Source organism: Streptomyces luteosporeus, assembly GCF_039532865.1.
Classification (GTDB): domain Bacteria; phylum Actinomycetota; class Actinomycetes; order Streptomycetales; family Streptomycetaceae; genus Streptomyces; species Streptomyces luteosporeus.
Genome location: NZ_BAAASL010000009.1, coordinates 72,785 through 87,443 on the forward strand (window position 1 = coordinate 72,785; position 14,659 = coordinate 87,443).

Here is a 14,659-nt window from a genome sequence, read left to right on the forward strand (position 1 = left end):
AGAATCACCGACCTGAGCCGGAAGACGAAGGTACGGGGGCGCGGAATGCGTGTGTTGTTGGTGGCCTACGGGTCGCGTGGGGACGTCGAGCCGATGGTGGGGCTCGCGGTGAGCCTGCGCGAGCTCGGTGCCGAGGCGCAGGTGTGCGCGCCGCCGGACTTCGCGGAACTGCTGGACGGGTTCGGCCTCCCGCTGGTGCCGCTCGGCCGGTCGGTGCGCGAGATGGCGACCAAGGCAGTGACGGGGACGTCGAATCCGCCGCCGGCGGAGAGCCTGCCCGAGCGCGCGGCCCGGATGGTCGCCGCGACGTACGAACAGATCGCCGCGGCGGCCGAGGGCTGTGACGCGGTCGTGGCGACGGGCCTGCTGCCGGCCGCGGCCGCCGCACGGGCCGTGGCCGAGAAGCTGGGCATCCCCTACGTCTTCGCGGCCTACTTCCCGACCTACCTGCCGTCGCCGCACCACCCGCCGCTCGCCTGGCCGGGCCGGCCGGTCCCACCGGACGTCACGGACAACCGGGTGCTGTGGGAGCTGAACACGGAGAACCTGAACGCGCTCTTCGGCGAGGCGATCAACACCCACCGGGCATCGATCGGCCTGCCCCCGGTGGACAACGTCCGCGACCACGTCTTCACCGACTGCCCGTGGCTGGCGGCCGACCCGACCCTGGCTCCGTGGCTGCGCCCGGCGGACCTCGACGTCGTCCAGACCGGCGCGTGGATCCGGCAGGACGAACGCCCGCTCCCGGCCGGCCTGGAGGCGTTCCTGGACGCCGGCACACCACCGGTGTACGTGGGCTTCGGCAGCATGCCGATGCGCGATGCGCAGGACGTCGCCCACGCGGCCGTCGAGGCGATCCGCGCGCAGGGCCGCCGCGTACTCGTCTCCCGCGGCTGGGCCGGCCTGGCGCTGACCGACGAAGGGGACGACTGCTTCGCCGTCGGCGAGGTCAACCAGCAGGCGCTGTTCCGCCGGGTGGCCGCCGTCGTGCACCACGGCGGCGCGGGCACCACGACGACGGCCGCGCTGGCCGGTGCGCCTCAGGTGGTGGTGCCGCAGATGGCGGACCAGCCCTACTGGGCCGCCCGGGTGGCCGAACTGGGCATCGGCGCGGCACACGACGGCCCGACCCCCACCTTCGCGTCCCTCTCGGCCGCGCTGGTCACTGCCCTGGCCCCCGAGACCCGTGCGCGGGCGGCGGAGGTGGCCGGCACGATCCGCACCGACGGGGCCATGGCGGCCGCGCAGCGGCTGTGTCGCGGTTGATCGGTGATCCACAGCCGGACCAGGCGTGCACGACGGAGTCGACCGGGTCCGGGACGCTGTCCAGCAGCGCCAGCACCATGTGGCCGTACGCGGCGCCGGCCGTGCGGATCGCGTCCTCCGCCAGTTGCTGCTTGCCACCGGGGAAGAAGTGGTGGATCGAGCGGGACGGGTGCCGGTCCTGCCGCCGGCACCCTGTCCGACCAGGGCAGGTAGTGCCGGGGTACGCGTGGGACGCGGGTGCTCTCAATGCTCGTCCTCGACGGTCCAGTCGGTGACGAAGAAGTACTGCCGGTCGACCTCGCCCTCGGCCTCCACCACGCGGCCGGCGAGGTGGCCCACCTCGCTCGCCTCGAAGGGGTTCGTGCCCGGCAGCCGCACCACGTAGTCGTGCTCGCCGGTGTGCAGGACGAGCGCGTCGCGTTCGCTCTTGGAGCCCACGTCGACGCGCTCGTAGGAGAGCCGGCCGCGCAGTCGCCTCGTCGTCACCGGGTCACCGGGCCTCGTACTCGTCCACGGACACGAGGGCGCCGTCCTGTTCGCGGACGACCACGACGACGTCGGTGCGCACCGGCGCGCCGGGGTCGCGCTGGGCGTGCAGGAGGTGCTGGCGGGGCGGCTGCCCGAAGGTCCTGTGCGCCTCGCCCTCGTGCTTCCAGACTTCGGCGAACGAGGACACGGAGGCGGTCGGCGGCAGGTCGTGCCGCTCGGCGACCTCGCGCAGGCGGGAGGTGAGCGCGGGGTCGCGCTCGGCGTCGGGGAGGGGCTCCGGTACGGAGACGGACTGCTGCAGCACGTGGGCGACGAGCCGGGCCTCGCGGCGGCGTTCGGTCCTGGCGGCGCCCGGGTCCGTCCCGGCGACGAGTCTGGCAGCGGCCTGCACCGGCTTGACCGAGGGGTCGCCGAGGAGGACGAACTGCGCGAGGGTCTTGAGGTCCACCGGGTCGAGTCGGGCCTTGAGCTTCACGTAGTCCAGCCGCGCCTTGAGCGCCGCGTAGCCGCAGGACTGGCCCTGGAGGAGCTCCCGGACGAGGTACTGGGTGATGAGGTCGGCCTGGTCGCAGCTGTCGGCGGGCCCGTACGCGATGGTCGTGCTGCCGAAGAAGACGAGGGCGCCGCTGCCGAGGTAGGTGTTGCACAGCGGCAGGTGCGGGGCGGTCGGAGGCGGGTAGAGCTCGGCCCCGTAGCAGCACTCGGCCGCCAGGACCGTCCCGGCGGTGAGGTGCTGGTCGACGTCGCCGGCCTTCAGGGCCACGGAGTAGCCGGCGGGGCCCTGCCCGTACCACTGGGGGTCCCTGGCTGCGCCGTGGCAGTTGACGAAGTGGCTCCTGGTGGCGAGGGGACCGGGCTGCCAGGGTGATCCGCCGGGCGGAACCAGGTGCAGGGCGGAGGCATCACCGAAGAGGGTCGCGAGGTTCTCGCGCGTCGACTTCTCCCACACGGCGGCGGAGAGCCCGAAGTAGCCCTGGTACCGCGCGCGGTCCGCGGGTGCGGCGGCAGCGGCGCGCCCGAGGAGACCGGTCAGGTAGGCCGGGTCGTGCCCGCCGGTCACGTCGGGCAGGCGGCCCACGACGCGGCTGGGCCCGGTGTACCGGCCCGGCTCCTGCCCGCCGGCCGCGTACGGGGTCTCGCAGGCGTACGGCAGGTCGCTGGGGACGACCGGGTCGTCGTCGGGCGCGTGGTTCTTCAGCCGGACATGGGGGATGACGTCGTGGCTCCCCAGGAGCATCAGGTAGTCGGGGCCTGCCGCGTGGCAGACGGCGTCGACGGCGTCCTTGTTCTGCCGGGCGTCGGCGGGGTCCGTCACCGCGGGGGCACCGTAGCGGGCCATGTCGTCCGGACTGCCGATGTCGACCACGGTGGTGTCGACGCCACGGCCCCGGTCGGCCTCGGCCAGGGCGGTGACGGCGTCGCGTACGTGCGTCAGGCCCGCCTCCGTGTACCCCTTGTGCCGCATGGCGGCGTCGTTCGTGGCCACGATCTTCGTAGCGCCCATGGGAAACACCTTCAGGTCTTCAGCGCGGCCAGGCAGAACTGGACCAGCCCTGCGTCGACGTCCTTGATGATCCTCGCCATCTCCGCCCACGGCGGGTGGAAGCTCGCGGCGTCCGAGGCCGGGTCCTCCTTGCCCCACTCGATGGTGAAGGCGAGGATCTTGCCTTTGCTGTCGTCGACGATGTGCCGGGAGTAGGCGTAGTCGTCGCTGGTCCCGCAGGTCGGGTACAGGTGGAAGCCGGACATCGGCTTGTACGTGGCCCCGCGGACGCCGTGCAGCCCTGCGCAGAACTCCTCGGCCAGTTCGAGGGCGGTGTCGGCGTCTGCCTTCGGGATGTACTCCCCGTATGTGGTGTCGTGGGGCAGGCCGCGCTTCCCGTCGAAGGAGTGGTTGCGGAAGTGCTGGGTGGGGACGGTCGACTGGTTCTCGTCGTCGCCCCAGATGTAGAGCATGTCCTCGGAATAGCTGTGCACGTCGACGAACCACCGCGTGCCCGGGTAGGCATCCAGCAGCCAGCGGACGTTGCGCGTCTCGGGCTCGGAGAACGCGTGCGGGCCCTGGTAGGTCTGGTAGTCGCACGGGTCGTCGGAGACCCGGACCCCGGCGTCCGGGGCGAAGGCGGTGGCGAAGTCGAAGAGGAAGTCGAAGTTGCGGTTGATGTCGACGCCGACGCAGGCCGGACCACCGCTCTCGTGGGCGGGGTTGCGGTTCTTCCGCCACATCGGGTCGGCGGTCTGGCTGTAGTGGCGGCCGTCGGGGTTGACGAGCGGGAAGACGACGAGGGACAACCCGTCCAGCAGCGTCCGTACCTGCGCCGCGTCGAACCGCGCGCCGCCGTAGGCGAGCCCGGTGCCGCGCTGGTACGCCTCCAGGAGGTCGGCCGCCAAGTGGACGAGGACCTCGCAGCTGCCCCACTCCCGGGCGTGCACCCCGCCCGTCAGAACGACGCAGTCCCTGCTCCCGTCAGGGCTGGAACCGACTTCGAGGGCGTGATATGTCACGCCCTCGACCGACGGCTCGGGAAGTGTGACGAGCCGGCTCAGCTCCGGGTACGCGCCTGCCAGGCGGACCACGGCCGAGTCGACCTCGGTGGTGTTGAAGTACTTCGCGTTGGCCGGCATGGGAACCTCACCGGATCAGTCCTCGACCTTGTCGCCCAGCCCGCGCGGCACGGCCGAGGGGTCGGCGAACCGGTCGCCCTCCCCGACCTCGGCCTGGCGGGCCTTGCCCGTGGCAGTGGCATCGGCCACCACCCTCACGGTCACCCCCGGGTGCTCCAGCGCCGCGGCCTTCTCCGCGGGCACGTAGGCGTCGATGCCGACGCTGCCGTCCGCAGCGGTGCGGGGACGGCCGCCGACATCAGGGCGCTCGTCGCGCAGGAGGGCACGGAGCGTCTCCGCGTCCTTCGCGGTCACGCGGACGCGCAGGATCTTGTCATGCTTGTCATGGTGGCTGTCGTCGGAGGGCATGGCCTCACATCCCTCACTGGTCTCTCTGTTCTCACCGTGCGCCCTGTGACGGGTGTGGTGTCAAGCGTTACGGGATGCTGTTATCGCCCGCAACCAAAACCCAGTTGTGCGCGTTTGCCGGGTCCCCGGGGGCATGCCTACGCTGGTGCGATGCCGTCTTCCCCTGCCCGGCCGCGGGCGAGCCGCAAAATCGTTTGACCGGGCGGCGGGGTCCGGGCTGCACTGTGGCGGGGCGCCGCGCGATGTGGTGCCGGCATCCCGGGGAGGCCGTGGCAGCAATGGAGATCCGTCCGACGACCGACAAGGATCTCGACGTCTTCGTCGACACACTTCATGCCGCGTTCGGGCGCTTCCCGGAAACCCCGGCCGAGGACGGCAGCGGGGTGTGGTGGGCGGCGCTCGAAATGGACCGCTGCCTGCTCGCCACGGCGGCGGACGGGCGGCCCGTCGGTACCGCCGGTGCGCTCTCCTTCGAGCTCACCCTGCCCGGTGAGATCCTCACCCCGGTTGCCGGGGTGACCACCGTCGGTGTCCTGCCCTCGCACCGGCGCCAGGGCGTGCTGCGCGCGATGATGCGGCATCAGCTCGGTGAGCTGCGGTCCCGTGGGGAGTTCCTCTCCGTACTGCTGGCCGCCGAGGCCACGATCTACGGCAGGTTCGGCTACGGACCGGCGACCTACGCGCAACGGCTGACGGTGCCGCGCCACCGGGCCGCCCTCGCCCTGCCGCGGGCGCGCGGGACGGCCGGCGCGGACACCGGTTCGGTCGAGCTGCTGCGGCGTGCCGAGTGCGGCGGGATCCTGGAAGACGTCTACGACCGGTACCGCCGCGCCCAGCCCGGCGCGCTGTCCCGGCCGCACCGCTGGTGGGCCCTGGGCGCGGGGCAGCCCCCCGTCTCCCCGGCACCCCGCTACGTCGCCGTCCACCGGGACGCCGAGGGCGTCCCGGACGGGTACGCCAGCTACGCGGTCGAGTCCGGGACCCTGACGGTCGACGAGGTCATCGCCACCGACGACGCCGTCTTCACGGCCCTGGCCCGGTTCGTGCTCGGACACGACCTGGTCACCCAGGTCGTGTTCAAGCGGCTCCCGCTCGAGCACCCGCTGCGCTGGCAGCTTGCGGACTTCCGCGCCGGCCAGGTGAACGAGGTCGCGGACTGGCTCTGGGTGCGGCTGCTGGACGTCCCGCGTGCGCTGACCGCGCGCGGCTGGTTCACCGACGGCGAGCTCGTCCTCGACGTCGACGACCCGTTCCTCGGCCAGCACGGCCGCTACCTGCTGACCGTCCGCGACGGCAAGGCCGAGTGCGTCCCGACGGACCGCGAGCCCGACCTCTCCCTGGACGTACGCGACCTGGGCTCGGTCTACCTCGGCGGCACCGCCCCCAGCACGCTCGTACGTGCCGGACACATACGGGCCCACCACCCGGGGGCGGCCGCCCTCGCCGACGCCCTCTTCCGCGCCGAGCGCACTCCGCACTGCCTGCACTGGTTCTGACCGCGCGCTCGCAGCACCAGCATGCCGGCGCCATGCCGCCTTCCGGCGGCCGGTTGCGGGAGTTCTCTACGGCCGGGCGGTCGGCAAGCGGGTGGCCGCGTCCGCAACGCGTGCCAGCCGGGCAGCCACTGCTGCGGGCAACTGCGCCTGCCGGAGGGCATCCTGGGCCTGATGGCGGCGGGCCGCGATCATCTGCTCGACTTCGTCGCGGGCACCGGTGGCGGCCAGGACGTGCCGTACGCCCCGTGCCTCCTCCTCCGTGATCTCGCCCGTGCCGACCACGGCGCGCAGGACGGCACGCGCCGGCGGGTCGGCCCGCTGCCAGGCCAGCGCGAGCAGGACGGTGTGCCGGCCTTCCCGCAGGTCGTCCAGTACCGGCTTGCCGGTGGTGGCGGGGTCGCCGAAGACGCCCAGCAGGTCGTCGCGCAGCTGGAACGCTTCGCCCAGAGGACGGGCGAAGGCGGCCAGCGCCTTAAGCACGCCGTCCGGGGCCCCGGCCAGCGTCGCCCCGACGCACAGAGGGACTTCGCAGGTGTAGGTGCCGGTCTTGTAGCGCGCAATGCGCAGGGCGGCATCGGCCTGCGGGCTCCCCGGTTCCGCGGAGCCCTGGGCGGTGATGTCGAGGTACTGCCCGTACATCACCTGTTCGCGCATGGCATCGACCATCGGCAGCACGCACAGGAGCCGGTCGGCGGTGAGGCCGGCACTGTGGAGCAGTTCGTCCGACCAGGCCAGGGCCAGGTCGCCGGCCAGGATCGCCGCACTCGTCCCCAGATGGCCGGCGTCGGCGGCGTCCCGGCCGGCTGCGTAGCGGTCCGCCAGGAGCCGGTGGAGGGACGGCCGGCCGCGGCGGGTGGACGAGCGATCCATGATGTCGTCGTGGATGAGGGCGAAGGCGTGGAACAGCTCCAGCGAGGCGGCGGCCCGTACCACCGGGGCCGGGGCCGGCACACCGCCGGCTGCGGCGCACCAGCCGATCAGGCACAGCTCGGGCCGGACGAGCTTGCCGCCGTCGCAGACGAAGTCGCGCAGGACGTGAACGATCTCGACCGGCAGGCACTGCTCGGCGGCACCGAAGGCCTTCGCCGCCAGGAAGTCGTCCAGGCAGGCACGAACCTCGTCCCCGCTCGTCGTCGCATCCCGCAGGAAACCCGTTGCCACGGTGTCGTCCACCGATCCCCACCTCTCAGCAGGCGCGGTCCGAGGTGCGTCCCCAGCATGTGGCGTCCCGCCATGCCCGGCCAGAAGCCTTCCGGTCACGCGCACAGGCCACCGCGGCGAGGCTCCGGCCCCTTGTCACGCCCGCTGGACGTGGCCCGAACCGCTCGCACACCCACCGCACGGTCAGGCCTATTTACCACCTGACCGGATGAACGGCGGTTCCTCGTCCGGGCAAAGCGGTCATGCATCACTATCGGGGGCGAGCCGGGACGTGCGTTCGGTACGCAGGGCCGCGGCACACCCGGCACCGGCTCCCGCGCACGGCATTGCACTTTCTCGCTCTCGCCGAGGAGCGCCTCTCGATGAACGCCCATGATGCCGTTCCGGACGACGTACGTGCTGCCTACGACGCCGCTTGCGCGCGCCTCCTGTCGCTTCAACGCGACGACGGGTCCTGGGAGGGCGAGATGGAGTGGAACACCACCGTCCTCTCCCAGTACGTCATCGTCCTGCGGGTACTGGAGCGGCCGCCCGACGAGACGTCACGGCAGGGGATGGTCACCCACTTCCGTAACACGCGTACACCGGAGGGCGGTTGGGGCATGCACCCTGCAGCACCGCCTTCCCCGTACGCCACACTGCTTGCGTACGTGGCGCTGCGCCTGCTCGGCCTGGGCCCCGGTGATCCGCTGACCGCCGGCGCCAGGAAGTGGCTCGGCACACAGCCGGGCGGTGCGCGGTGCGTTCCGCAGTGGGGGAGGTTCTGGCTGGCGGTGTGCGGTGTGGTCCCCTACCGCGAAGTGGCCCCATTCCCCCCGGAGGCCATGCTGCTTCCCCGGTGGGTTCCGCTCCACCCGGAACGGCTCCTCGGCTGGACCCGCATGCTGTATCAGGCCATGAGCTACCTCTACGGTGCACGGTTCCGCGCCGACCTGGGGCCGCTGGCCGGCGAACTCCGCAGCGAACTGTTCCCCGCAACCCCGGCCCCGGCGGCCGTCCGCCCCGGTCCCGACGTCGTCGTCCCGCGCGGCCGGCTCCTGCGCGCCCTCCAGCGGTGCCTGCGCGGCTGGGAGCGCGTGCACAGCCGCCGGCTGCGCCGCGCCGCCCTGGAACGCTGCCACCGCGCCGTCGTCGACGAGCAGCACGCGTCGCCGGTGCACGGCCTGTCCTCGGTGAACGCGCTGGTGGAGTGCCTCGTGCTGTTCGCGCACGACCGGCATCACCCCTTGCTCGACGCGGCGGTGGCACGGCTGGAGTACTGGCGCTGGGCGGACGAGAAGAACGGGGTGCGCATCTGCGGTGACCGCTCCACGGTGTGGGACACGTCCTTCGCCGTGAACGCACTCCTGGCATCGGGGGAGCCCCCGCACCGGGCGGTCCTCCGGGCCTCCCACTATCTGTGTGCCGCCCAGATCACCACCTACCCGGGACCGGTACCGCCCCGGCGCGCGGTGATCGGCGGCTGGGCGTTCTCCGACGGCGACAGCCGCTGGCCGGTCGGCGACTGCACGGCAGAAGCCGTCAACGCCCTGCTGGGCGCACGGACGACCGAAATCCCCGGCGCTCTCCCGCAGTGGTCCCTCCCCGGGGCCCTGGACCTCCTCCTCGACCGGCAGAACCGCGACGGCGGCTTCGGCACGCTCGACCGCAGGCGCGCCGGCCGATGGCTGGAGGCGCTCAACCCGACGGAGATGTTCTCCACCTGCATGGTCGACTCGTCGTCCGTGGAGTGCACCGGCTCCGCGCTCACCGCCCTGGCCCGGATGCGCGCACACCTTCCCCCCACCGCGCGACGGAGGGCCGGCGCGGCCGTCGAGCGGGGCGCCGCCTTCCTGCGCTCCGCCCAGAATTCCGACGGCTCCTTCGCCGGCTCGTGGGGCATCAACTACACCTACGCGGCCTTCCACGCCGCCCGCGGCCTGCGCGCGGCGGGCACCCCGCCCGGCGATCCGGCCCTGCGCGCCCTGGGGCACTGGCTGGTCGCGGCGCAGCTGGCGGACGGGGGATGGGGCGAGGACTGGCGCAGCTGCATCGAACGCCGCTACATCGCGCTCGACCACGGCCTGCCCGAGATGACCAGCTGGGCCGTGCTGGCCGGACTGGACGCGCTCGGTCCCCAACACCCGTGCGTCACCGGCGGGATCCGCTGGCTGTGCGCCGCCCAACGGCCTGACGGCTCCTGGAGCGGCGACCATGTCAACGGTGTCTTCTTCACCACCATGATGCTCACCTACCGGCTGTATTCCGCCTACTTCCCGGCCCTGGCCCTGGGCCGCTACCTCCGGGCGGTCACCCCACTCGCCCCGGACCGCGCACGTCCGGCACACCACAGGGAGCGGCATGAGCACTGAAATCGATGCGACAGCACAGTTCCAGGCCCTGGTCGCCGACCCCCGGCACCGCCGCGACGATTCCACTGCGATGGTGGAGCAGTACTACGCCCTGGTCGGGGACGTCTACCGGGAGAGCTGGGGCCCCTCCCAGCACATGGCCTGCTACGGCCCGGGACAGAGCCGCGAGGAGGCGACGGAGGCCCACGAGAAGGACCTGGCCGACCGCGCCGGGATCACGGCCGACTCGTACGTGCTCGACCTCTGCTCCGGCGTCGGCGGCCCCGCCTGCACCATCGCCGCCCACACCGGCGCGCGGGTGACCGGGGTCGACCTGGTGGCCGACCGGGTCCGTGAAGCGCAGGACAACGCCCGCAAGCGGGGGCTCGAGGGCAGGGTCTCCTTCCGTGTCGCCGATGCCACCGCCCTGCCCTTCGACGACTCGGTCTTCACCGCCGCCTACAGCTTCGAAGCACTGTGCCACGTACCGGACAAGCACCGCGCCCACCGCGAGGTCGCTCGTGTACTGCGTTCCGGCGGGGTGTGGACCGGCTACGACTGGATGCGTGCCGCGGGGCCGCAGGCGGACGAGGTCGCCGAGACCATCTGCCGGACCCACGGCCTGGCCGCCCTGGCGACACTGGACGAGCTCCGGCAGGGCCTCGCGGCGGCAGGATTCACGGACATCCACGTCAGCGACGGCCGGGACCTCGGCGACTGGGCGCCGAACTGGGACCTGCTCGAGAAGCTGACCGCGGAGCTGCCGCCCCGCGACCAGCTGCCGCCCGTGCTGCGCATGATGACCGACGGCGCCCGCGCGGCGTGCGCGGGCGCCCGCAGCGGCGATTTCTTCATCGGCTACTGGCACGCACGCCGCACGCAGGAGGAGCCGTGACGGCCACGGCCCGGGAGCTGCCCGCCGTGCCGGGCGGCCTTCCTCTGATCGGTCACGCCGTGCCCTATCTCCGCAACCCCGCGCAATTCCTGCTGCGCCAGCACGCCGCTCTGGGGGAGGCCATCGCCTTCACGGTCCTGGGCACCAAGGTCGCCTCCTTCTGCAGCCCGCAGCTCATCGCTGCCGTCCTCGGGCACGACGGCAGCGAACTCAACCGCCAGTACATGCACTTCCGCCTCATCCCGGTCTTCGGCGAGGGGCACCTCTTCGACGAACCCCCGGAACTTCTCGCCTGGCACAAGAAGGTCACCCGCCCGGTCCTGCGGCGCGAGGCCATGGCCCAGCACGTGACGACCATGTACCAACAGGCCGAGCAGTACACCGCGGCCTGGGGCCGCCGCGGGGAGACCGACATCCTCACGGCCGCCCGCGAAGTGACCGCGCTCATGGCCGCCCACTGCCTGATCGGGCCCCGGTACGCACGGGTCGCGGGGCCGGCCCTGCCCGACCTGCTGGGGCACCTGGGCTCCGCCCTCCACCTGTCCTTCGCGATCGCCCCCGGGGCACCGCTGCCGGCCTACCGCCGACGGGACCGCGCCCGGGACGCCCTCACCCGGACGATCAAGGAGATCGCGCCCGGCGACCGTCCCCGTGGTGTCGACCACGGCCTGTTCGAGACCATCGTCGGCACACCCAGGCCGGACGGCACCACAACCGATGAGGACGCCGCTGCCGCCATCATCCTGGGCCTGCTGTTCGGCGGCTACGGCACCACCTCCACCCAATCCGCGTGGACGGGCATCCTCCTGCTCCGGCATCCCCGGTGGCTGTCCGTCGTCCGCGCCGAACAAGACGCGCTCTTCGCCGATTCGGCCACGCCGACCCTGCAACTGCTGCAGAAGATGGAGTGGCTGGGACACGGCGTACTGGAGGCGGAACGCCTGCACCCGCCCGCCCACTCCATTCCGCGCAATGTCGCCGAGGACGTCGACATCGGCGGCCACCGGGTGCCGCGCGACCACATGGTGATCGTGTCCCCGGCGGCCGCCCACCGGCTGCCCCAGGTCTTCAGCGACCCGCACACTTACGACCTCGACCGCTACGCCTGCCGTGCGGAACACCGCACCACCCCCAGCCCACTGATCGGCTTCGGCGGAGGACGCCATCTCTGCCCGGGAATGCCCTTCGCCCAACAGGCGATCAAAGTCTTCTGGAGCGTCCTGCTGCGCGACTTCGACCTCGAACTCGCCGAGCCCGACGTCCGTCCGGCCCGCCTGTCGATGTTCACCCCGCCCCGCCGGCCCTGCCTGCTGCGGTACCGCCGCAGGAAGCCATGAAACCGGACGCCTACGACGTCGCCGTCATCGGCGCAGGGCCCGCGGGCTGCGCGGCGGCCCTCGCCCACGCGCGACGCGGCCTCGGCGTGCTGCTGCTGGAGGCGGCGCACCGGCCTCCGGCACGCCTCGCCGGGGAATGGATCCACCCGTGCGGGCTCGACGCCCTGCACCGGCTGGGCGTCGACCTGCCGCCGGCCCGGACGACCCCCGCCCTGGGCTTCGTCCTGCACCCCGAGGACGGCGGTGCGCCCATCACCCTGCCCTGCCCCGACGGCCGGCGGGCCGCCGCCGTCCGGCACGAGGACCTGGTCACGGCCCTGCGCGCCACGGCGTCCGCCCACCCGGCCGTCACCCTGGCCCTCGGCTGCCGCGTCCGGTCCGTCGAGCACACCACCGTCACGTACACCCAGGCGGCCGGCGAACCCCCACGGCGCGCCCGGGTGCGACGTGTCGTCGGCGCGGAGGGGCAGACGTCCCTCGTACGGCGCCTGCTGCGCCCCGCCCCCGCCGCGCCGACGACCGTCTCGCGCACGGCCGGGGTGCTGATCCACGATGTGCCGCTGCCGACCGAGGGCTACGGCCACCTCTTCGCGGGCGGCCCCGGCCCGGTCCTTGCGTACCGGATCGCGCCGGGCACGGTACGGCTGATGTTCGACGTCCCCTTGCTGCCGCTCCGCTCCGGTCCGCTGCTGACCTTCCTGCACCGGTCCTACGCCCACCTGCTCCCGCGGGAGATGGCCGACGCCTTGCGGGACGCGCTGCGGCACGGCGGCGTCCAGTGGGCGGCCAACCGGCTGCGCCCGCGCAGCTTCCACGGCCGCGGCCCGTACGCCCTGGTGGGCGACGCCGTCGGCGCCTGCCACCCGCTCACGGCGTCCGGACTGACCTTCGCGCTGCGGGACGCCGAATGCCTCGCCTGCACCAGGAGCATCGCCCTGCACGGACGCCACCGGCAGGCGGCGGGCCGCGCGGGCGAACACCTCGCCGCGGCCCTGCACCGCATCTTCTGCGACCCCGGCCGGACCACGGCCGAGCTGCGCAGGAGCATGTACGCCGTCCTGCGGGACAGCGCCGGCGAACGCGAACGCATGATGCGGGTGCTGTGTGCCGAGGAGCACCGGACGACGGCCCTGACCGGTGCCGTCCTGCACGTCGCCGTACGCGCCCTGGGCGAGCGCCTCGCCGTACGCGAGGGGCACCCCGCGTGGCGCGCCCGGGGCCGGGCCTGTGCCGAGTACGCGGCCTGGTTGTGGTGGATGTGCCGCAACCGCAGCCATCCGGAGCACCCTTCGCCTGCGGACACACCATGGTGGTGATGCTGCCCCTGATGCTGGCGTTGTTCGTCGCGAACCTGGACCAGACGATCGTGACGACCGCCCTGCCGTCGATCGCCGGGGACCTGCACGGCACCACCACCGACGTCTCGTGGATCGCCACCTCCTACCTGCTCACAAGTGCCGTGACCACACTGGTCTTCGGCAGGCTCGGCGACATGTACGGGCGCAAGGGGATCTTCCAGTTCTCCCTCGCGGTCTTCCTGTGCGGCTCGCTGCTGAGCGCCACCGCGGGCAGCGTGCTGGACCTCTCCCTGAGCCGTGCCCTGCAGGGCATCGGCGGCGGCAGCATCACCTCGCTCGTGATGGCCATCACCGGCGACCTGGCGGCACCGCGGCAACGGGCCCGCCACCAGGCACTCCTGGGCATGGTGGCCGCGCTCGCCCTCGTCGCCGGGCCGCTGCTGGGCGGGGCGTTCGCCGACGGGCTGTCGTGGCGCTGGATCTTCTACGTCAACCTGCCGATCGGCGCCGTCGCCCTCGCGGCCGTCGCGCTGCGGCTCCGGCTGCCGCGGCCGGTGGATCCCGGCGGCCGGCCGGACGTCCTGGGGGCGCTGGTGATATCCGTGTTCACCACATCCGTCGTGCTGGTCACCACCTGGGGCGGGCACCGCTACGCGTGGAGCTCGCCCGCCGTCCTCGGACTGATCGCTCTGGGGGCCGTGACCCTGGTGCTGTTCGTGGTCGTCGAGCCCCGCGCGGCCGAGCCGATCACGCCGCCACGGCTCTTCCGCCGTCCGGTCTTCGCCCTGGCAGCGGCGCAGTACCTGATCGTCGGGATGGTGATGTTCGCCGCCATGCTCTACGTGCCGACGTTCCTGCAGCTCGTGCAGCACAAGTCGGCCTTCCGGGCAGGGTTGTACGTCATTCCGATGCTGCTCGGCATCGTGGCCGCCGCGGCACTGTCGGGGCCCGTCATCGCGAGGACAGGACGGTACAAGGCGTACCCGGTCGCGGGCGCTGTGCTCGCCGGCGGGGCGATGGCGCTCGTCAGCCGCGCCGGGCCGCACACGGCAGCGCTGTGGCTCGTCGTCCCGCTGGCGGTCGCCGGCGTGGGCCTCGGCTTCTTCGTCCAGGTCGCCCTGCTGGCAGGCCAGAACAGCGCCGGGTACGAGGACGTGGGCGCGGCGACCGCCGTACTGAACTTCTGCCGCACGCTCGGCGGCGCCTTCGGGACCGCCCTCTTCGGCGCGATCCTCGCCGCCGGGCTCCCCGCCCCGCGGCCGGGCCCGGCGGAGGCCGCGGCGGCCTTCCACACCGTCTTCGGCTGGACCGTGCCCTTCATGGCGGTCGCCTTCGTCCTGGCACTCACGATGCGTGAGGAACCCCTGGACCGTTGACCTGTTCGTCGACGGCGAGGGTGAGCCCGAGGGCGTTC

General features: G+C 72.9%; 12 protein-coding genes. 7 read left to right on the top strand and 5 right to left on the bottom strand.

Annotated features, from left to right (window positions below):
* Positions 1-45: 45 nt before the first annotated feature.
* The gene (locus ABD361_RS13805) at positions 46-1,266 is read left to right on the top strand and encodes a glycosyltransferase (RefSeq protein ID WP_344435408.1); all 1,221 of its coding nucleotides are present in this window, start codon (positions 46-48) and stop codon (positions 1,264-1,266) included.
* Between the two features lie 243 nt (positions 1,267-1,509).
* Here the strand turns inward: ABD361_RS13805 and ABD361_RS13810 are convergent, their stop codons facing one another.
* The 4 genes from ABD361_RS13810 to ABD361_RS13825 are packed head-to-tail and all read right to left on the bottom strand — an operon-like array spanning position 1,510 to position 4,728.
* Positions 1,510-1,752, bottom strand: a complete 243-nt coding sequence (locus ABD361_RS13810; RefSeq protein ID WP_344435409.1) for a hypothetical protein — start codon at positions 1,750-1,752, stop codon at positions 1,510-1,512.
* A gap of 4 nt (positions 1,753-1,756) precedes the next feature.
* The gene (locus tag ABD361_RS13815) at positions 1,757-3,259 is read right to left on the bottom strand and encodes a hypothetical protein (RefSeq protein ID WP_344435410.1); all 1,503 of its coding nucleotides are present in this window, start codon (positions 3,257-3,259) and stop codon (positions 1,757-1,759) included.
* Between the two features lie 11 nt (positions 3,260-3,270).
* Entirely contained in the window at positions 3,271-4,380 is a 1,110-nt protein-coding gene (locus ABD361_RS13820) for a M14 family metallopeptidase (protein ID WP_344435411.1), read from the bottom strand.
* A 15-nt stretch (positions 4,381-4,395) separates the two neighbouring features.
* Positions 4,396-4,728: a hypothetical protein gene (locus ABD361_RS13825; RefSeq protein ID WP_344435412.1), complete on the bottom strand. Its 333-nt coding sequence runs from the start codon at positions 4,726-4,728 to the stop codon at positions 4,396-4,398.
* Positions 4,729-5,006: 278 nt separating this feature from the next.
* Here ABD361_RS13825 and ABD361_RS13830 point away from each other — a divergent pair, with 278 nt between their 5' ends.
* Positions 5,007-6,224, top strand: coding sequence for a GNAT family N-acetyltransferase (locus ABD361_RS13830; RefSeq protein ID WP_344435673.1), 1,218 nt, complete (start codon positions 5,007-5,009; stop codon positions 6,222-6,224).
* A 66-nt stretch (positions 6,225-6,290) separates the two neighbouring features.
* On the opposite strand, the gene ABD361_RS13835 is transcribed toward ABD361_RS13830, so the two are convergent.
* Positions 6,291-7,397 carry a polyprenyl synthetase family protein gene (locus ABD361_RS13835; RefSeq protein ID WP_344435413.1) on the bottom strand — a complete coding sequence of 369 codons (1,107 nt, stop codon included), beginning with the start codon at positions 7,395-7,397 and terminating at the stop codon, positions 6,291-6,293.
* Positions 7,398-7,747: 350 nt separating this feature from the next.
* On the opposite strand from ABD361_RS13835, the gene ABD361_RS13840 reads away from it, so the two are divergent.
* The 5 genes from ABD361_RS13840 to ABD361_RS13860 are packed head-to-tail and all read left to right on the top strand — an operon-like array spanning position 7,748 to position 14,621.
* Complete coding sequence (locus ABD361_RS13840) at positions 7,748-9,736, top strand: prenyltransferase/squalene oxidase repeat-containing protein (protein ID WP_344435414.1); 1,989 nt, start codon at positions 7,748-7,750, stop codon at positions 9,734-9,736.
* Positions 9,726-10,610 (top strand): SAM-dependent methyltransferase, encoded by an 885-nt coding sequence (locus tag ABD361_RS13845; protein WP_344435415.1) that lies wholly within the window; start codon positions 9,726-9,728, stop codon positions 10,608-10,610. The genes ABD361_RS13840 and ABD361_RS13845 overlap by 11 nt, the downstream gene beginning before the upstream one ends.
* Positions 10,607-11,947: a cytochrome P450 gene (locus ABD361_RS13850; protein WP_344435416.1), complete on the top strand. Its 1,341-nt coding sequence runs from the start codon at positions 10,607-10,609 to the stop codon at positions 11,945-11,947. The genes ABD361_RS13845 and ABD361_RS13850 overlap by 4 nt, the downstream gene beginning before the upstream one ends.
* Entirely contained in the window at positions 11,944-13,263 is a 1,320-nt protein-coding gene (locus tag ABD361_RS13855) for an FAD-dependent monooxygenase (RefSeq protein WP_344435417.1), read from the top strand. Before ABD361_RS13850 ends, ABD361_RS13855 begins: the two co-directional genes overlap by 4 nt.
* Positions 13,263-14,621 carry an MDR family MFS transporter gene (locus tag ABD361_RS13860; RefSeq protein WP_344435418.1) on the top strand — a complete coding sequence of 453 codons (1,359 nt, stop codon included), beginning with the start codon at positions 13,263-13,265 and terminating at the stop codon, positions 14,619-14,621. Before ABD361_RS13855 ends, ABD361_RS13860 begins: the two co-directional genes overlap by 1 nt.
* Positions 14,622-14,659: the final 38 nt, after the last annotated feature.